The 19,611-nt window shown below is 60.8% G+C and carries 15 protein-coding genes; 12 read left to right on the forward strand and 3 right to left on the reverse strand.

Annotated features, from left to right (window positions below; genetic code table 11):
* Positions 1-35 precede the first annotated feature (35 nt).
* The 11 genes from ABD937_RS15690 (at position 36) to ABD937_RS15740 (ending at position 15,277) form a co-directional block, all read left to right on the forward strand.
* Positions 36-644, forward strand: coding sequence for a hypothetical protein (locus ABD937_RS15690; protein WP_345256712.1), 609 nt, complete (start codon positions 36-38; stop codon positions 642-644).
* Between the two features lie 4 nt (positions 645-648).
* Positions 649-1,800, forward strand: coding sequence for a hypothetical protein (locus tag ABD937_RS15695; RefSeq protein ID WP_345256713.1), 1,152 nt, complete (start codon positions 649-651; stop codon positions 1,798-1,800).
* 403 nt (positions 1,801-2,203) lie between these two features.
* Complete coding sequence (gene mmsA, locus ABD937_RS15700; RefSeq protein ID WP_345256714.1) at positions 2,204-3,661, forward strand: CoA-acylating methylmalonate-semialdehyde dehydrogenase; 1,458 nt, start codon at positions 2,204-2,206, stop codon at positions 3,659-3,661.
* 134 nt (positions 3,662-3,795) lie between these two features.
* Complete coding sequence (locus tag ABD937_RS15705) at positions 3,796-5,151, forward strand: aminotransferase class III-fold pyridoxal phosphate-dependent enzyme (RefSeq protein WP_345256715.1); 1,356 nt, start codon at positions 3,796-3,798, stop codon at positions 5,149-5,151.
* 107 nt (positions 5,152-5,258) lie between these two features.
* Positions 5,259-6,767, forward strand: coding sequence for an NCS1 family nucleobase:cation symporter-1 (locus tag ABD937_RS15710; protein WP_345256716.1), 1,509 nt, complete (start codon positions 5,259-5,261; stop codon positions 6,765-6,767).
* Positions 6,751-8,133: a dihydropyrimidinase gene (gene hydA / locus ABD937_RS15715; RefSeq protein WP_345256717.1), complete on the forward strand. Its 1,383-nt coding sequence runs from the start codon at positions 6,751-6,753 to the stop codon at positions 8,131-8,133. The genes ABD937_RS15710 and hydA overlap by 17 nt, the downstream gene beginning before the upstream one ends.
* Positions 8,134-8,241: 108 nt before the next feature.
* On the forward strand, positions 8,242-9,108 hold the full coding sequence (locus ABD937_RS15720; RefSeq protein WP_345256718.1) for a nitrilase-related carbon-nitrogen hydrolase: 867 nt from the start codon (positions 8,242-8,244) through the stop codon (positions 9,106-9,108).
* Positions 9,109-9,262: 154 nt separating this feature from the next.
* On the forward strand, positions 9,263-10,648 hold the full coding sequence (locus ABD937_RS15725) for an NAD(P)-dependent oxidoreductase (RefSeq protein ID WP_345256719.1): 1,386 nt from the start codon (positions 9,263-9,265) through the stop codon (positions 10,646-10,648).
* Positions 10,649-10,727: 79 nt separating this feature from the next.
* On the forward strand, positions 10,728-11,996 hold the full coding sequence (gene preA / locus ABD937_RS15730) for an NAD-dependent dihydropyrimidine dehydrogenase subunit PreA (protein WP_345256720.1): 1,269 nt from the start codon (positions 10,728-10,730) through the stop codon (positions 11,994-11,996).
* A gap of 777 nt (positions 11,997-12,773) precedes the next feature.
* Positions 12,774-14,342: a replicative DNA helicase gene (gene dnaB / locus ABD937_RS15735; RefSeq protein WP_345256721.1), complete on the forward strand. Its 1,569-nt coding sequence runs from the start codon at positions 12,774-12,776 to the stop codon at positions 14,340-14,342.
* A 239-nt stretch (positions 14,343-14,581) separates the two neighbouring features.
* A complete protein-coding gene (locus ABD937_RS15740) occupies positions 14,582-15,277 on the forward strand; it encodes an RsmE family RNA methyltransferase (protein ID WP_345256722.1) in 696 nt (231 codons plus the stop codon).
* Between the two features lie 131 nt (positions 15,278-15,408).
* On the opposite strand, the gene ABD937_RS15745 is transcribed toward ABD937_RS15740, so the two are convergent.
* The 3 genes from ABD937_RS15745 to ABD937_RS15755 form a co-directional block, all read right to left on the reverse strand.
* Positions 15,409-16,347, reverse strand: coding sequence for a DUF808 domain-containing protein (locus ABD937_RS15745; protein WP_345256723.1), 939 nt, complete (start codon positions 16,345-16,347; stop codon positions 15,409-15,411).
* 81 nt (positions 16,348-16,428) lie between these two features.
* Complete coding sequence (locus ABD937_RS15750) at positions 16,429-17,601, reverse strand: quinone-dependent dihydroorotate dehydrogenase (RefSeq protein ID WP_345256724.1); 1,173 nt, start codon at positions 17,599-17,601, stop codon at positions 16,429-16,431.
* 114 nt (positions 17,602-17,715) lie between these two features.
* Positions 17,716-18,225: a hypothetical protein gene (locus ABD937_RS15755; RefSeq protein WP_345256725.1), complete on the reverse strand. Its 510-nt coding sequence runs from the start codon at positions 18,223-18,225 to the stop codon at positions 17,716-17,718.
* A gap of 202 nt (positions 18,226-18,427) precedes the next feature.
* Here ABD937_RS15755 and ABD937_RS15760 point away from each other — a divergent pair, with 202 nt between their 5' ends.
* Entirely contained in the window at positions 18,428-19,603 is a 1,176-nt protein-coding gene (locus ABD937_RS15760; protein ID WP_345256726.1) for an acetyl-CoA C-acyltransferase, read from the forward strand.
* Positions 19,604-19,611 lie beyond the last annotated feature (8 nt).

The raw sequence follows: 19,611 nt of genomic DNA on the forward strand, positions 1-19,611 counted from the left end.
CGCTCAAACTACCATTCACCAACTGATTGCCTGTTATGCTCCCTGCGCCGATCCGACAACTGCTCATCTGCCTGCTCCTGGCCTCTTCGGCCGGCGCCCAAACGGCCGCGATCGAATACAAAAGTCATAGCGGCACCCCTTCCGGGCTCGCCGGATTCCTGGCCGATGCCGACGCCGACTTCGGCCGGGTGAGCCCGTCGCGAAGGCACCCGGCCTCGGTTCACCTCGACAGCGTGGTCTTGCTCTCCGACTCCACGGCACTAGCCGTTACCGCCACCTACGACTACCGTCCCACGGGAGGGGCGGCGCCGCGGCGGATGTCGGCGCGCACCGATACCCTTCGGTTTTTGCCCGCGCCCGCCCAGCACCGATCTCCCGACAGCCTCAGGCGCCGGCTGCCGGTAAAGCCGGGCGTTACTACCGACAGCACGCGTTACGTCGGGTTCGAGCGCGCCGTTCCCGTCAGCCGGTTGCCCATGAGCAGAGATACATCTACTGCCTCCGTGCTGTTGCCGGCGGCGGGCAACGACGACCCGTCGGCCCCGGTAGGCCTTCCCGGCGTGTTGCTCGTTGCGGCTGCTTTGGCGGCCGGGCTCACCGGTTTCATCACCTGGCTCTATCGCCGGATGCCGCTTCCTTCCTGACGGCATGCGTACTCCTCGTTGGCTTACGGACGGTGTACTCTTTTTTGCGGCGGCGCTGGCGTTGCTGCTGCCGTTTCCCTGGCGGCTCGCTCCCTTCTGGACAAAGCTCACAACCGCCGTTTTCGACCCGCTGCTGACGCCCCTTGCCCTTACCCTCGATCCGGGGCACCGCTCAGCGTACCCGGTGTCGGACAGCCTGCAGCAATGGCTGCTCGCGGGCCTGCTGCTCCTCGCCGCCATCCTGCCCGCCTTACTCCTCAACCGCAGGGCCGGCTGGGTGGAGCGCCGCGAACGCGCGCAGCGGGCCCTGCGTGCGGGGCTCTCGCTTTACCTGGCTACGGTACTGCTCGTGTACGGCTGCGACAAGCTGTTCAAAGCACAGTTCTACCTGCCGGAGCCCAATACCTTGTACACGCCGCTTGGGCAACTCGACAAGGACATCCTGTACTGGAGCACGGTGGGCACCTCGTATTCCTACAACCTGTTTCTCGGCGGGACGGAAGTGCTCGCGGCCGTACTCGTATTTTTTACCCGCACCCGCCGTGCGGGATTGCTGCTCACGGCCGGCACGATGGCCCAGGTGCTGGCGGTGAATCTCTGCTTCGGGATTACCGTGGTGCTGTTCTCCGGCTTCCTGCTGTTTGTGTCGCTGCTCCTGCTGGCGCCCGACGCGGGGCGCCTCTTCGCGGTATTGTCGGGGCGCGCTGCCGCCGCCGCTCCCGTAGTTCCACGGGCGCCGCTCTGGTGCGTGGTGCTCAAAGCATTTATCGGGTTCCTGGCGCTCGCCGAGGCACTCTATCCGTCGCTGCGCAGCGGACACTGGAACGACGACCGGGCGCCGCGGCCCCTGCTGCACGGGGCTTACGAAGTGCTGTCCGGCGCGCTGAGCCCAACGATCGGTCCGCCCCCGGTCCGCCTCTTCGTGCACCGGCGCGGCTACCTCGTGTTCCAGGACAGCGCCGGCTTCCGCAGCTTTCCCTTGCAGGTGCGGGACGAACACCTGGTGGTGACCTATCCGAATGGCCGCACGCGCACGACGGTGCCCTATGTCTACCACCTGCGCGACAGCGTGCTCACCGTGATGCGCCCTTCCGGAGACACGGTGCTGCTGCGGGCACGCATGCTGGATTGGCGTTCGCTGCCGGCCCTGCGCTGATTCTTTTTCCCTACGGATGATCCCTTCGCCGTGCTCGGGGTGACAACGGGTTGACGCAATTCGAAAACCCATGGCTTCCCTTCGCTGCGCTCCGGGATGACAACGGGCTGGTGCATCTCGAAAACCCATAGCTAAAGCTATGGGCTGGTATGGATCGAATACCCATAGCTAAAGCTATGGGCTGGTGGTCGACGCTTCCTTCGTGGAGAGGGGCCGCGGTAGGGGTGCGATCTGGCAGCGTTCCCTTTTCACACCGATGCTCAATTCGCGGTGTATCTAACTCCCCTTCCCCCCGGACAACCGAGCCAAAGGCGAAGGTTGCGCGCTACATATAAAATATTCTTCATTCATATAAAAAGGTTATCTTGTACGACACACGATTGCTCTAACCAACACATTGCTTATGAAGTATCCCGCGATCCGGAATTTTATCGACGGACAGTTCTCCCCTTCTTCCCCGGGCCGCAGCCTTAACGTGGTGTCGCCCCTCGACGGACAGCTTCTTTCCACCGTTCCGCTTTCCGACGCCGCCGCGCTGGAAGCCGCCGTGGCTGCCGGGCAGAAGGCCTTCCCCGGCTGGTCGCGCACGCCCATCAAGGAGCGCGTGCAAGTCTTCTTCCGCTACAAGGCCCTGCTCGAGAAGCACCTGGTGGAGCTCTCCACGCTCGTGATGGAAGAGAACGGGAAAACCTACGACGAGGCAAAGGCCGAGATCGAGAAATGCATCGAGCTCACCGAGTTCGCCACCTCGCTGCCGCAGCTGGTGACCGGCGAAGTGCTCGAGGTCAGCAAAGGCGTAGAGTGCCGCACCGAGCATGCCCCGTTAGGGGTCGTGGCCTCCATCGTGCCCTTCAACTTCCCGAGCATGGTGCCCCACTGGACCATCCCCAACGCCATCGCCCTGGGCAACTGCATGATCCTGAAGCCGAGCGAGAAGGTACCCCTCAGCGCCGGACGGATTGCCGAATTATTGAAAGAAGCCGGATTGCCCGACGGCGTATTCAACATCGTACACGGCGACGTGTCGATCGTGGAAGCCATTTGCTCCCATCCCGATATTGAAGCGGTATCGTTCGTAGGCTCCACGCGCGTGGCCAAGATCGTGTACCAGCAGGCGACGCATAACTATAAGCGTTGCATCGCCCTCGGCGGCGCCAAGAACCACCTCATGGTGATGCCCGACGCGCTTCCCGACATGACCGCGCAGAACGTGGCTGCCTCCATGAGCGGCTGCGCGGGGCAGCGCTGCATGGCCGCCTCCGCCATGGTGGCCGTCGGCGACGTGGACCACATCGTGAGCCGCATCGTGGACGAAGCACGGAAGATCATCCCGGGACAAAACCTAGGCGCGGTCATCAACAAGGAATCGAAGGAGCGCATCGAGCGCTACATCACCGAGGCCGAGGCGCAGGGCGCCACCGTGCTCGTGGACGGTAGAAATGCGGTGGTGGCTGGGAAAGAGGACGGTACCTATGTAGGTCCCACGGTGATCGACCACGTGCGCCCGGACATGGCCGTGGCCACCGAGGAGATCTTCGGGCCCGTCATCTCCATCATGCGCACGAAGACGGTGGACGAAGCGCTCAAGATCGAGAACGCCAGCAGCTACGGCAACGCCGCCTCCGTATTTACCCAGAATGGCGGCGTGGCCCGCTACGTGATGGAGCGCGCCTCCGCGGGCATGGTGGGCGTGAACGTGGGCGTGCCCGTGCCGCGCGAGCCCTTCTCCTTCGGCGGCTGGAACGAATCCAAGTTCGGCGTCGGCGACATCACCGGCAAGAGCTCCATCGCCTTCTGGACGAAGCTCAAAAAGACCACCATCAAGTGGAACCCGGAAGCTGGTGTCAACTGGATGAGTTGATCGTGAATCGTCAATCCTGAGTCGTGAATGGCTTCTCCCAGATCGGGTAGGGGCCGTTAGTCACACAAGTGCATTCACGATTCACGATTCACGTACCCTGTTGCCGATTGTACACTAACCTTAAACCAACTGACATGGATACAGCCCTGAACTCCCGCACGGAAACCGAAAGCATCGTGCAGGACAACCTCGATTACACCCTCTTTTCCTGGAGCAAGCAAAAGGGCGTGAACCCCATTGCCGTAAAGTATGCGGAGGGGGTGTATTTATACGACTACGACGACAACCGGATCCTCGACTTTTCCTCTGGCCTCATGAACGTCAACATCGGGCACGGCAACCAGCGCATCACGGCCGCCGTAACGAAGCAGATGCAGGAAGTGGCCTACGTGACCCCGAGCTGCGTCACGAAGGCGCGCGGTGAGCTGGGCAAGAAGCTCGCGGAGATCTGCCCCGGCGATCTCAATAAGGCCTTCTTCACCCTCTGCGGCGCCACCTCCATCGAGAACGCCCTGAAGCTTGCCCGTATTTATACAGGCCGCCACAAGATCCTGACGCGCTACCAGAGCTACCACGGGGCTTCCTATGGGGCGATGAGCGCAGGCGGCGACCCCCGTAAGCTGCCCGCCGACTCCCAGCAGGTGCCCAATCACGTCCATGTCGACATTCCCTATGCCTATCGCTGGGAGTATGGACAAGAAAACTTGTTGAAGGAGTGCCTGCAGCGCTTCGAGCGCACCATCGCCTTCGAGGGGCCCAACAACATCGCCGCCATCCTGCTTGAAGGTGCCTCCGGCTCCTCGGGCTGCTTCACCTACCCGAAAGGCTTCCTGAAAGGCCTGCGCGCCCTCTGCGACAAGCACGGCATCCTCCTTATCATGGACGAAGTGATGAGCGGATTCGGGCGCACCGGCAAATGGTTTGGCTTCGAGCACGAACACATCGTTCCCGATATGATCTGCATGGCCAAGGGACTCACCTGCGGCTACCTGCCTTTCGGCTGCCTGATGGTCACCGACCGCATTGCACAGAAGTTCGATGACAACATGCTGCCGCTGGGGCTTACCTATTCGGCCCACCCCGTATGCTGCGCGGCTGCCCTCGAGACGCTTGCCGTATACGAGGACGAAGGCCTGATCGAGAATACCGTAGCGATGGAGCAATACCTCAACACGCGCATCGAGGAGTTGAAGCAGCAGCATCCCAGCATCGGCGACTGGCGCAACCAGGGACTGCTCGGCTGCCTCGAGCTCGTGAAGGACCGCGGCACGAAAGAGCCCATGGCCCCCTTCAACGCGAAGCCCGACGAGATGGCCGTGATGAACAAGGTGGCTGCGAAGATCCGCGAGCTCGGCATGTACACCTTCGTGCGCTGGAACTACATCTTCATCGCACCGCCGCTCTGCGTCACCAAAGAGCAGATCGACGAAGGCCTGGCCATTATTTCGGAGGCGATCAAGATCGCTGATGCGAATGTGCTGATGGGATAATGGGGGAATGGGGTAATGCTGTCAAAGTTCTGACTGTATGCTCCAATCCCTTGATTCTCCCATTACCCCATTTTCCCATTCTCCCATTTTGTAAAAAGAATGCTCCCATGGCTAAAGAAAACATCGAACATTCGAGTCTCTATAACGAAGATCTCGCGCCGGTGCCGGCAGAGAAGCGCACCTGGGGCACGGGCAACTATGCCGCGCTCTGGATCTCGATGAGCCTTTGTATTCCAACGTACCAGCTTGCCTCCGGTATGATCCAGCAGGGCATGAGCTGGTGGCAGGCCATCGTGCTCATCTTCCTGGGCAACGCCATCGTGCTGGTGCCCATGCTGCTGAACGGACACGCCGGTGCCAAATACGGCATTCCCTTTCCTGTATTTGCACGGGCTTCGTTTGGTACCGCTGGCGCCAACATTCCCGCGATGCTGCGCGCCATCGTAGCCTGCGGCTGGTTCGGCATCCAGACCTGGATCGGCGGCGCCTCGCTGTACCACCTGCTGCGCGCCTGGAACCCGGCGCTCCCGGAGATCGCGATCAACGGCCTCCTGCCGCAGCCCCTGCCGCTGGCCTGCTTTGCTGCCTTTTGGGCGCTCAATATGTGGGTGGTGTACAAAGGCGTCGAAAGCATCCGCAAGCTGCTCGTGTTCAAAGCGCTCTTTCTGCCTGTTGCGGCGCTTGCACTGTTTGCCTGGGCTGTGATTGCCGCCAAGGGCATCGGGCCCATCCTCGAGAAACCCACCACCGACGCCGAATGGCGCGCCTTCAAGACCTTCTTCGTGCCCGCGCTCACCGGCATCATCGGCTTCTGGGCCACGCTCTCGCTCAATATCCCCGACTTCACGCGCTACGCGAAAAGCCAGCGCGCGCAGGTGCGCGGACAGGCTATCGGCCTCCCGCCCTCGATGACGCTGTTCGCCTTCATCGGCGTGTTCGTGACCTCCGCTACAACGATCCTGTATGGTACGCCCGAGTGGGATCCGGTAAAGCTCGCCGGCCGCTTCTCGAGCCCGCTGGTCGTGAGCTTCGCTATGATCGGGATCCTCATCTCCACGCTGGCCACCAACATCGCCGCCAACATCGTGAGCCCGGCCAACGATTTCGCCAACCTGGCCCCAAAGAAGATCTCCTTCCGCACCGGCGGCTTTATTACCGGTATCATCGGCGCCTTCATCTTCCCGTGGAAGCTCGTGGCCGACCCGAGCGGCTTCATCTTCACCTGGCTCGTAGGCTATTCGGCGCTGCTAGGTCCTGTGGGCGGCATCATGATCGCCGACTACTATTTTATCCGTCGGCAAAAGCTCAACGTGCGCGCGCTGTATGATCCGAAGGGCAAATACAGCTACGGCAACGGCTTCAACAGCCACGCCATCGTGGCCCTGCTTGCGGGCATTCTGCCCAACATACCGGGCTTCCTCGTAACGGTCAAAGCCGTTCCGGCCGAAAGCGTCGCCGGCTGGGTTACCGAATTGTATCATTTCTCCTGGTTCGTGGGCTTTTTGCTTTCGGGCGGGTTGTATATCTTACTGATGCGTCGTCGCGAGGCTCCCGATGCGGAGCCGGCGGCTGCGCCGATCCCTGAAGAACAAACTGCTTATGTCGCTACTCATTAAGAACGGCCGTATTATTACTGCTTCCGGAGATCAGGTCGCAGACATCCTCGTGGAAGGAGAGACCATCGTGGCTATCGGCCGAAACCTGCCTGCCGGCAATGCGCGCGTCATCGACGCTTCGGGCCTCCTTGTATTCCCCGGCGGCATCGATCCCCACGTGCACCTCGACATGCCCTTCATGGGCACCTTCTCGAGCGACTCCTACGAGACCGGCACGCGCGCCGCGCTCCACGGTGGTACCACGATGGTGATCGACTTCATCCTCCAGAAGCAGGGCGACTCGCTGCGCCATGCGCTCGAAGAATGGAGTGCCCGTGCCGACGGTACTGCAGTTGGCGACTACAGCTTCCACATGGCCGTGACCGACTTCAACGAGGAAACCAAAAAAGAGATCAAGGGCTTCGTGGATGAAGAAGGCATCACCTCCTTCAAGACCTTCATGGCCTACAAGGGCGCGCTTATGATCGACGACCGGCAGATGGTGGGCCTCATGGAGGAGGTGAAGCGCTGCGGCGGCCTCGTGACGGTGCACGCTACCAACGGCGACATGATCGACTACCTCATCGCGAAGCACCGCGCCGAAGGCAAGCTCGCGCCCCTCTATCATTACCTGTCGCAACCCGAGGTCACCGAGGCCGAAGCCTCCGAGCGCTTTGCCGCGATGAGCCGCTACACGGGCTGCCCGGGCTATATCGTACACCTTACCTGCGAAGGCGCGCTCAACGCCGTGCGCGAGGCCGCCAAGTGCAACCAGCACGTGTTCGTGGAGACCTGCATCCAGTACCTGCTGCTCGACGCGTCGCTGTATGAGAAGGACTTCGAAGGCGCCAAGTGGGTGATGAGCCCGCCGCTCCGCGAAAAGAAGGACCAGGAGACATTGTGGGCCGGCATCAACCAGGGCCTCGTGAACGTGGTGGCCACCGATCACTGCCCCTTTATGTGGGAGCAGAAGCTGATGGGAAGAGAGGACTTTTCGAAGATCCCGAATGGCCATCCCGCGATCGAGCACCGCTTTGAGCTGCTGTTCTCCGAGGGCGTTCAGGGCGGGCGTATCTCGCTCAACAGGTTCGTGGAAGTGGCCTGCACCAATCCGGCAAAGATCTTCGGGATGTTCCCGCGCAAGGGCACCCTCGGCATCGGCTCCGACGCCGACATCGTGCTGCTGGATCCCAACGAGGAGCACACGCTCTCCGCCAAGACCCACCACATGAACGTGGATTACTCCGCCTACGAAGGCCGCGCCGTGAAGGGTAAGGTAAAGACCGTAATCCTACGGGGACAGGTAGCCATCGACAACGGTGAATGCCACTTGAAGAAAGGATATGGGCAGTTCATCAAAAGAAGCAAGGTAACCGACCACATCTAGTATCTCAGATCTCAGATCGAGGATCTCGGATCTGGAGGTCGCTCAATTATCAGCTCATCGTAAGGACACGCTATGGCGCGTCCCAACTATAAACTAAAAAATAAATCTATGCCTAGAATCGTGAAGTCTGGCCTCATCCAGATGAGCCTGCCGAAGACCGAGGGGGAGGGAACGATCCCCGAGATCATGGAAGCCATGATCCAGAAGCACATTCCGCTGATCGAGAAAGCCGGCGAGCAGGGCGTTCAGATCCTCTGCCTGCAGGAGATCTTCAATACGCCCTATTTCTGCCCGGGGCAGAATAAAGACTGGTATGCTTCCGCGGAGCCCGTGCCGGGTCCGACCACGAACCGGATGGCGGAGTACGCGAAGAAGTACCAAATGGTGATCATTGTACCGGTGTACGAGCGCGAGCAGGCCGGCGTGCTGTACAACACGGCCGCCGTCATCGACGCCGACGGCACCTACCTCGGTAAGTACCGCAAGAACCACATCCCGCACACCTCCGGCTTCTGGGAGAAATTCTTCTTCAAGCCCGGTAACCTTGGCTACCCCGTGTTCCAGACGCGTTACGCGAAAGTGGGCGTTTATATCTGCTACGACCGCCACTTCCCCGATGGCGCGCGCGTGCTGGGCCTCAACGGCGCGGAGATCGTGTACAACCCTTCGGCTACCGTTGCCGGTCTTTCGCAATACCTCTGGAAGCTCGAGCAGCCGGCGCATGCCGCGGCCAACGGCTACTTCATGGGCTGCATCAACCGCGTCGGCACCGAAGCGCCCTGGAACCTCGGTACCTTCTATGGCTCCTCCTACTTCGTGGATCCCCGCGGCCAGATCTTCGCCCAGGCGTCCGAAGACCAGGATGAATTGCTCGTGGCCGAATTCGACCTCGATATGATCGAGGAGGTGCGTGCCACCTGGCAGTTCTTCCGCGACCGGAGACCGGAGACGTATGACAAGCTGGTTGAACTTTAATTCAAAAGTCAAAAGTCAAAATTCAAAAGGTCGTGCGGTTCGAAGTGTCCTCGTATTGGCACCGACTTTAGCACGCAAGTGACAATACTGAAAAGTGACCGCGCTTTGATTTTTGACTTTTGAATTTTGCCTTTTGACTTCCAAAACGCTGACTATGTCTATAAGAAGTAACCGCCTTACCGCTGCCGAATACGCACACAACTTCTCCGATGTGCACCCGCCCTTCGAGAGCCGCGAGGCCGCGCTCGTAGAAGCGGAGCGCTGCCTGCGCTGCTACGACGCGCCCTGTACCAAGAGCTGTCCCACGAGCATCGACATCCCGAAGTTCATCAAGCAGATCACCACCGACAACGTGAAGGGCTCGGCGCACACGATCTTTCAGAGCAATATCATGGGCGCCGGCTGCTCGCGCGTGTGCCCCGTGGAGAAGCTGTGCGAAGGCTCCTGCGTGTACAACCTGATGCACGAAGACCCGATCGCCATCGCGAAGCTGCAGCGCTACTCCACCGAGATGGCGATGGAAAAGAACTGGAAGCTGTTTACGCGCAAGCCAAGTGCCGGCCGTCGCGTAGCCATCGTGGGCGCAGGGCCTGCCGGGCTTTCCTGTGCGCACGTGCTGGCCCGCGAGGGCGTGGACGTTACCATCTTCGAAAAGGAAGCGAAAGGCGGCGGCCTCATGACCTACGGCATCGCTGCTTACAAGGTGACGCCCCAGTTCTGCCAGGACGAGGTCGATTATATCCTCTCCATCGGCGGCATTGACATTCGTTACGGTCAGGAGCTCGGAAACAACATCACGCTGGCGCAGTTGAAAGACGAATACGACGCCGTGTTCCTCGGCTTTGGAGTCGGGTTGGCACGCCAGCTCAATATCCCCGGCGAGGAACTGAATGGCGTGGTAGATGCCATCTCCTTTATTTATCACCTCCGTACCAACGAGCTCGCCGCCACCGCCGTTGGCGACCGCGTGATCGTGGTGGGCCTCGGCATGACGGCCATCGACGCAGCTACGCAGGCCAAGCGCCTTGGTGCTAAAGAAGTGACCATCGTATACCGCCGCACACAGGACGAGATGCCTTGCACGCAGGTGGAGCTTGACCTCGCGCTGCTCGACGGTTGCCACATCGAGTGGCTTGCCGCACCTAAGGAGGTATTGGGCACCGACGGAACAGTAACCGGTCTCGTGTGCCACCGCATGAAGCTGGGTGAGCCCGACGCGTCGGGTCGCCGCTCGCCGGTGCCGGCAGGCGAGGAGTTCACGATCGGCGCCGACATGGTGATCAAGGCGGCCGGGCAGATGCCATTCGAAGGGCTTGTTGCCGGCCTCGACCTGCAGCATGTGTCGGGAAAAGTGAATGTGTCTTCGTCGGCCACCAATATCGAAGGCGTCTTCGCCGGTGGCGACTGCGTCAACGGTGGCCGCGAGGTAGTGGACGCGGTGCAGGCCGGCAAGGATGGCGCTGCAGCCATCATGGGCTACCTTGGGCTGTCCGTAGAAACACGGAAAGCAACCAGGGCCGACATCCAACCCATTTTCTGACCGACAACCATTTTACAGATAACGTACGGACGCGTCATGACGCGTCGCATCGAATAAGAAAATCTTAAACCTTTCGCTCATGGCCGATATCTCCGCCAATTTCCTCGGCATCCAATCGCCCAATCCCTTCTGGCTTGCTTCGGCGCCGCCCACCGATAAACAGATCAACGTGCTCCGCGCCTTCGAGGCCGGCTGGGGCGGGGTGGTGTGGAAGACGCTCGGCTCGCAGGTGAAGAACGTGTCGTCGCGCTACTCGGCCGTCAACTACGGCGGGCACCGCGTGATGGGTCTCAACAACATCGAGCTCATCTCCGACCGCCCGCTGGACCTCAACCTCCGCGAGATCCGCGAGTGCCTGCGCCTCTTCCCCGACCGTGCGATGATCGTATCGCTCATGGCCGACAACGACCGTAGAAGCTGGCACGAGCTCATTAAGAAAGTGGAGGACACCGGGGCGCACGGTCTCGAGCTCAACTTCGGCTGCCCGCACGGCATGACCGAGCGGGGCATGGGCGCCTCCGTGGGCCAGGATCCCGAGATCGCCCGCATGGTGGTGGAGTGGGTAATGGAAGTGGCCACGATCCCCGTGATCACGAAGCTGACGCCCAACGTGCACTCGGTGGTGCCCACCGGCAAAGCCGTGGTGGAGGCGGGCTCCAACGCGCTGTCGCTGATCAACACCATTCAAAGCGTGACCGGTATCGACCTCGACACCTTCGTGCCCAACCCTTACGTCGGCGGCAAATCGGTATTCGGGGGCTACTGCGGCCCTGCGGTGAAGCCCATCGCGCTCAAGTTCCTCACCACCATCGCGCAGAACCCGGTGACGCGCGGCGTTCCGGTGTCGGGCATCGGCGGTATTTCTACGTGGAAGGACGCGGTCGAGTTCATGCTGCTCGGCGCCTCCACGGTGCAGGTGTGTACGGCAGCAATGACGCACGGCTTCCGCATCGTGGAAGACCTCTGCGAAGGCCTGAGCAACTGGATGGACGAGAAGGGCTTCGCCCGGCTCGACGACTTCATCGGTAAGTCGGTACCCACGATGACGAAATGGGAGGAGCTCGACATCAACTACCACCACGTGGCGTCCATCAACCCCGACAAGTGCATTCACTGCGGGCTGTGCTACATTACCTGCGAAGACACCTCGCACCAGGCCATCCACCTCGAGTACGGCAAGCCCTATAACGACTATTCGATCAAGCAGGACGACTGCGTGGGCTGCAACCTGTGCCAGCTCGTATGCCCCGTGGATGATTGCATCACGATGGTGGAGCAGCGCAAGGCGCCCGAGTACGTAAACTGGACCGACTACCAGCGCCTCGGGATGCCGCTGAACGACCACTAGTATCACGCTACGTTGGCCGAAGCCTACTGCCGCGGAGACGCAAAGTTTTTAGTCCTGCCTGCGGCAGGACTTTTTCACGCTGCGACGCGGCGAAGGGCGGCGCGGCGGGCGATTCGCCTGTTGCATCCGTTCGCTCTGGTTCAATATTGAAACCCGGGAGATTTGCGCCGAGTGCCACACCATCCGGTGATCCCGGGAACCGGCAGGAGGACTGCAAAAAGACTTAGCGTTGCGTCGCTGTGCCGCGGCGCCGCCGCGTGAAACAAGTGAGCGAAGCGAACCATGTCTGCGGGCTTTGCGTCTCCGCATCTTTGCCGGCCTCCGCGGCAAAAGCTTCGGCCGATGGCGCGCGAAATTCCCCTGCTCTCAAGTTTTCCACAAGGGTGTTTTCAAGCCGCTCCGCGGCAGTCAAGGCAACATCCCAAAGTGCTTCGAAAGGGGAAGAGGAGCGGCCGGATTTCCAAATATTCGTCCCTTTTTATTTACCGACAAAAGTTGTGCACAACGGCCCGCCGGATGGGGAAAAAGGGTCAATTTTGTGCATAACAGACCAGCATACGGGTATAAGGGCCCCGCGGCGGTGGATTCAGTGGTGTATATCCTGTGCGGTAATTAAAATCGCCGGTGCTCCATCACCCCCGCCCGGTGCGGCTATATTCGTTGGCTGACCAACAGGATAGGGGTAAGGCAAGCAACGGAAGCGACCGGTTCGCGTGGGCATCCATCCTGGGGTCATTGATGAAAATCAATGGTTTAAACCTTTATCGCCGCAAGTGTATGGATCTTACTAATCTCAATAAAGACCGCGACCGCAAGAAACGCCACAAGGCGCCCCTCGACCTCAGCACCATGGTATACGGCAAGGTGCCGCCCCAGGCCAAGGAGCTCGAGGAGGCCGTGCTCGGCGCCATCATGCTCGAGAAGGCCGCTTTCGACGCCGTAGTGGAGATCCTGAAGCCGGAGTGCTTCTACGTGGATGCCCACCAGAAGATCTTCCGCGCCATGAAGGGCCTCGCCAACAAGAGCCAGCCCATCGACATCCTCACCGTGGTGGAAGAACTCCGCTCGCTCGAGGAACTCGATATGATCGGCGGTCCGTACTACATCACCCGCCTCACCAACTCGGTGGTGTCCTCGGCCAACATCGAGGCGCACGCGCGGATCATCCTGCAGAAGTTCATCCAGCGCGAGCTCATCCGCATCTCGGGCGAGATCATCGGGGAGGCCTACGAGGACTCCGCCGACGTTTTCGACCTGCTCGACCAGGCCGAGAGCAAGATCTACGAGGTGACCTCCAACCACCTGAAGAACTCCTACGAGTCGATCGACTCGGTGCTTGTGAAGACCATCCAGCGCATCGAGGACCTGCGCCACCAGAATGCCGACATCACCGGGGTGCCCAGCGGCTTCCCCTCGCTCGACAAGGTGACCTACGGCTGGCAGAACACCGACCTCATCATCCTCGCCGCCCGCCCGGCCGTGGGTAAAACCGCCTTCGCCCTCAACCTGGCGCGCAACGCCGCCCTCGACCCGCGCAAGCAAACGCCGGTGGCCGTGTTCTCGCTCGAAATGAGCGCGGCGCAGCTCGTGTCGCGTATCCTCTCCGCGGAAAGCGAGGTGTTCCTCGAGAAGATCTCGCGCGGTAAGCTCGAAGACCACGAGATGAAGCAGCTCTATGCAAAGGGCATCCAGCGCCTCGCACAGGCACCCATCTTCATCGACGATACCGCGGCCCTCAACATCTTCGAGCTGCGCGCCAAGTGCCGCCGCCTCAAGAACATCAACAACATCGGCTTCATCATCATCGACTACCTGCAGCTTATGACCGCGGGCGGCGACGGTAAGAATACAAACCGCGAACAGGAGATCTCCACGATCTCGCGTTCGCTCAAAGGACTCGCCAAAGAACTCCAGGTACCGATCATCGCCCTGTCGCAGCTCTCCCGTGAAGTGGAAAAGCGTAAGGACGGCAACAAGATGCCGCAGCTCTCCGACCTTCGCGAATCGGGTGCCATCGAACAGGATGCCGACATGGTCTGTTTTATCTACCGCCCCGAGTACTACGACGTAACGCAGAACGAGATGGGGGAGAGCTCCAAGGGCGAAACCCACATCCGCATCGCCAAGCACCGGAACGGCTCGCTCGAAACGATCGTGCTGCACGCGCGCCTCGAGATCCAGCGCTTCTACGACAACGGCGGCGGCGACTCCTTCGGCGGTGGGGGTATGCCCACGAGCTGGAAACCCGTGTCGGACAACGATGGCGGCGGCGGCGCCCGCATGTTCATCCAGACCGGCTCCAAGATGAACAACTTCGGCGACGACGACGAGGATGCGCCGTTTTGAGGAAGTGAACAGGTGAGCAAGTGAGCGGGTGAGCTCTTGCACGTGGACCCTCCCACCATATCATGCCTCTGATCTGCTACAATGGACAATCACAATAGGCCGCAATGACAAGCTCATTGCGGCCTAATTATTTCCAGCAACGATACAATCTTGCCTCCGGACCGAAGGCCAAGAACCTATGGGGGCTTCTGCTCACGCGCTTACCTGCTCACCCGCTCATGATTCACTAGCTTTGCGCCATGGCCCTACCGTATTTTTTCGTGGAAGCGATCGGGGAAGACCGCGTGGTGCTCGATGAGGCAACGTCGAAGCACGTGGTGGGCGTGTTGCGCATGGAGCGTAACGAGGAGCTGCTGCTGACGGATGGAAAAGGCCTCAAGGCGCGCGCCGCCATCATCGACGACAACCGCAAGCGCTGCGTGGTGGCCATCGGCGAAAGGCAGCATGAAGCGCGGCTCGCGCCCAAAGTCATCGTTGGCATATCGCTGGTCAAGAATGCGGCGCGCTTCGAGTGGTTTCTGGAGAAGGCCACCGAGATCGGCGTCACGGAGATCCTGCCGCTGCTCTGCGCCCGCACCGAGAAGGAGAAGTTCCGCGCCGACCGGTTGCAGGGAATCCTGCAAAGCGCGATGCTGCAGTCGCAGCAGTGCTGGATGCCGGTGCTGCATGAGCCCATCGCTTTTGCCGGGGCGCTGCAGGTGGTCGCCGGTCAGCGGTTCATCGCGCACTGCGAGGAAGGAAGCAAGGTGGAGCTGACCGTACAACTACAACCCCATACCGACCGCTTTTTGCTCATTGGCCCGGAAGGCGATTTCACGCCGGCCGAGATCGCCGCGGCGCTGTCTGCGGGTTTCCTGCCCGCGACGCTGGGCGCCACCCGCCTGCGCACCGAAACCGCGGGGATGGTGGGGGCGGCAATCCTTCGAAACCTATAGAGAGGGTTTTGAAGGTTTTAATGGTTTTGGAGGTTTTGGGGGGGTAGTAGTTGGCAGACCAGGCAAAATAAAGTGCCCATCTCCCTGGAAAGGAAGATTGGCACTCCACTTCAAGCGTCAAACTCGAAACATCAGACTTTTTCGGAGGCCTTCTTCTTCGGAAGCATCTTCTTCACCAGGATCAGGATCTTCTCAATGATAAAGCCCAGGATGAGGCCGCCGATGAGACAGGCGACCACCTTGGCGAACCAGGCCAGCACGGGTATATTGGCCAGCGCATGTTCAAGATCGTGCAGCAGATGCGCCGTGAACGGGATGCCGTGCGCGACGATCTCAGCGCCGACCCACAGCATCGCGGCCGTGCCGACAACGCCGAGGAAGCCCAGGAAATGCGGCATGAACTTCACGATGCCCCGTCCGAACTTTTGCGCCACGGGATGGAACCGGTCCTGTGCGAGGTGCACCCCGAAATCGTCCGCTTTTACGATAAGACCCACAAAGCCGTATACGGCGATCGTGATGAACACCGCTACGGCCAGCATCACCATGGCCTGGTTGGCGAAGGGCTCGTCTTTCACCTCGTTGTAGGCAATGGCCATGATCTCCGCCGACAGGATGATGTCCGTGCGCACGGCGCCGGTCACGCGCTCCTTTTCGAGCTCCTCGGGTGTGATGACCTCCACCGGTTCGGTAGCCGGGTCCACGTCGTGGTGCTTGGCGAACATCGAATGCACTTTCTCGTAGCCTTCGAAGCAGAGGTAAGCGCCGCCCACCATGAGGATGGGCGTGATGGCCCAGGGCGCGAAATAGCCAAGGATCAGTGCCGCCGGGGTCAGGATCAGCAGCTTGTTGAAGAGCGACTTCTTGGCGATCTGGAAAATGATGGAGAGCTCCCGCGAGGGGTCGAGGCCGACGACGTACTTGGGCGTCACCGCGGTATCATCGATCACGATGCCCGACACTTTACCGGTAGTTTTGGCTACCTGGGTGGGCACGTCGTCCAGGGTGGCGGCACTGGCCTTTACAAGGGCGCCGATATCATCCAATAACGCGAAAAATCCTGAGGGCATATCTTATAGCTTCAATTTGAGTGTTACAAAAAACCGTCCCGGCCGGGCCGCCAGGCTTCTATTAGTGATCTGGGGGCGGGTTCACTTGCCGGCCGGTGCCAGATGCCTGCAAATATTGCGCACAATCAGCGGACCTTCATAAATAAACCCGGTCCACACCTCGGTAAGGGTAGCGCCAGCGGCGAGCTTTTCCTGCGCGTCGGGTCCCGTGAAGATGCCGCCCGAGCCGATAATGGGCAGGCGGCCACCGGCCCGGGTGGCCAGGTGGCGAAGTACTTCGGTGGAGCGCTCCCGCACCGGGCGGCCGCTGAGTCCGCCGGCACCGATGGCTTCCACGGCGGCGCTGCCGGTCTGAAGGGCTTCCCGGCTGATGGTGGTGTTGGTGGCTACGAGCCCGTCGAGGTTGATCTCTAGGGCGAGGTCCACCACGTCATCAAGCTGCGTGGCGGTGAGGTCGGGCGCGATCTTGAGCAGGATGGGCCGCGGTACGGGAACGGCGCGGTTGAGGGCCTGCAGGCGCGTGAGGATGCCGTGCAGGGCGTCCCTTTCCTGCAGGGCACGCAAGCCCGGGGTGTTGGGCGAGCTTACGTTCACCACGAAGAAGTCGACGTAGGGATGCAGGGCGGAGAAGCAGGTCTCGTAATCGGTCCAGGCATCTTCGTTGGGGGTGGCTTTGTTCTTCCCGATGTTGCCGCCGATGAGCAGGCGGGAATCGGCAATCGGCAATCGGGAATGCTCCACTCCAGACGATTGTGCTGCGTTGGTGTTGCCTGCCGAACCGGAACGGTCGGAAAGCGATTGCCGATTGCCGATTCCCGATTGCCGATTCCCGATCGCCGCTTCCCGATCGCGCCACGCTTTCAGGCGCGCCACGATTACTTCAAGCCCATCGTTGTTGAAGCCCATGCGGTTGATGAGGGCGCCATCCTTGGGCAGGCGGAAGAGGCGGGGCTTCGGGTTGCCTTCCTGGGGCTTCGGGGTAACGGTGCCGATCTCCACGAATCCAAAGCCCAGTGTGTCGAGCTCGCGCAGGTAGCGCGCATTCTTGTCGAAGCCCGCACCGAGCCCGACGGGGTTGCGGAAGGTGAGTCCGAAGGCGTTGCGGGCGAGGTCGCTGCGGCCGGCGCCGAACAGGCGCGCCAGCATCCGCCGCAGGGGCCCGATGCCGCAGGCGGCACGCAGGAGGTTCATCGAAAAATAGTGGGCCGTTTCGGCGGGCAGCAAAAAGAGCAGGCGGCGCAGCAGGGAATACATAGCGACGCGAAGGTAGGATCTGATATCTCAGATCTCGGATCTGTGATCTCGGATTTACAGTGAAGGCACAAAACTATGAGCGCTGCCGACAGTCTTTTCCAGCTGCCTGACCTTTTATCGGAGGTTGAACGACCCGAAGAACCGGTCGCGCTCCGCGCTTTCCACCTGGTCCTTCTTCTGGAGGTACGAAAGGCTGTACACCCTGGTGCCGATAAAAAAATTCTTGCTGTAGTAGGTGACGGCCCCTTCCTTCATCGTGAACTTGTAGTTGGTGACCGGGTAGCCTTTGTATTCGCCGGTGGTGGATGACACGAGCTTACCGTTGGGAAGCTTGCCCAGGATGCCCTTCTGATACTCGTCGAAGAATTCGGGCTGGGTGAGCACAACGGCCATCGTGGACGAGTCGAGGCCAAGCTTCGTAAAGTCGATCAGCATGGCCAGGTACACGGTGTTGCTGTCGGTTGCTTCCAATGTCCACAGGCTCGTTCCGTTCTCGTCGGTTGCTTTTTTGGGTTCACCCGGAAAGGCCACGGTATATTTTTCGTCAAGCTGCACGGGCGTCCATTCGATGAGCGTAAAGGCAAGAAAAGGGAGCAGGAGGCCCGCAAGAAGCAACTTTCGCATTAGATTTTTTTTGCAAATCTACGGAACCCCGCTGCTGTGGATGTCAGATTTCAGATTTGTGATTTCAGATTCGGCTGGCGCCAGCCCTTGGCGACGCTTCGCGCAAATCTGAAATCTGAGATCAAAGATCTGACATCCTCTGGTTGGTTGTTGATGCAACTAATTAAGCCTTTCCGTACTTTTAGGAATAAATCTGCCCTTCATGCAAGAAGCATATATCGTAGCGGGCTACCGCACGGCCGTCGGAAAGGCCAAGCGCGGCGGCTTTCGCTTTTATCGCCCCGACGACCTGGCCATCGACGTGATCCGTAAACTGATGGCCGACGTTCCCGGCCTCGAGCCGAAGCAGGTCGACGACGTGATCGTGGGCAACGCCGTTCCAGAGGCCGAGCAGGGCCTGCAGGTGGGCCGCATCATCGCCGCCCGCGCCGTGGGCTACGATACGCCCGGCATGACCGTCAACCGCTACTGCGCCTCGGGCCTCGAGACCGTCGCCATCGCCACGGCCAAGATCCGCATGGGCATGGCCGACTGCATCATCGCCGGCGGCACCGAGAGCATGAGCCTCGTACCCACGGCAGGCTGGAAGACGGTGCCGGCCTACTCCATCGCCAAAGACGAGCCCGACTACTACCTGTCCATGGGCCTCACCGCGGAGGCCGTGGCCAAAGAGTACGGCGTGGACCGCGCCGCACAGGACGAGTTCTCCTACCACTCGCACCGCAAGGCCCTCGCCGCCATCGAAGCCGGTCACCTCAGGGAGGGCGTACTTCCCATCACGGTGGAAGAAGTGTACCTCAACGAAAAAGGCAGGAAAGCCACCCGCTCCTTTGTGGTGGATACCGACGAGGGGCCGCGCGCCGATACGTCGATCGACGCCTTAGGCAAGCTGAAGCCCGTATTTGCGGCCGGCGGCACGGTGACGGCCGGCAACTCCTCGCAAACCTCCGATGGCGCGGCCTTCCTGCTGATCATGAGCGAGCGGATGGTAAAGCAGCTCGGCGTGCAGCCCATCGGCCGCCTCGTGGCCTGTGCCTCGGCGGGCGTACACCCCCGCATCATGGGCATCGGCCCCGTGGCCGCCATCCCGAAAGTGCTGCAGCAGTCGGGGATGAACCTCGGCCAGATCGATACCATCGAGCTTAATGAAGCCTTCGCATCGCAGGCCATCGCCGTCATCCGCGAAGCCGGCCTCGACCCGGAGAAGGTGAACCCCAACGGCGGCGCCATCGCCCTTGGCCACCCGCTGGGATGCACCGGCGCCAAGCTCTCCATCCAGGTGCTCAACGACCTGAAGCGCACCGGTGGAAAATACGGCATGGTCACGGCCTGCGTAGGCGGCGGACAGGGCATTGCCGGCATCATCGAACGCTTTTGACCGGCCAC

Source organism: Flaviaestuariibacter amylovorans (genome assembly GCF_039541815.1).
GTDB lineage: Bacteria > Bacteroidota > Bacteroidia > Chitinophagales > Chitinophagaceae > Flavisolibacter > Flavisolibacter amylovorans.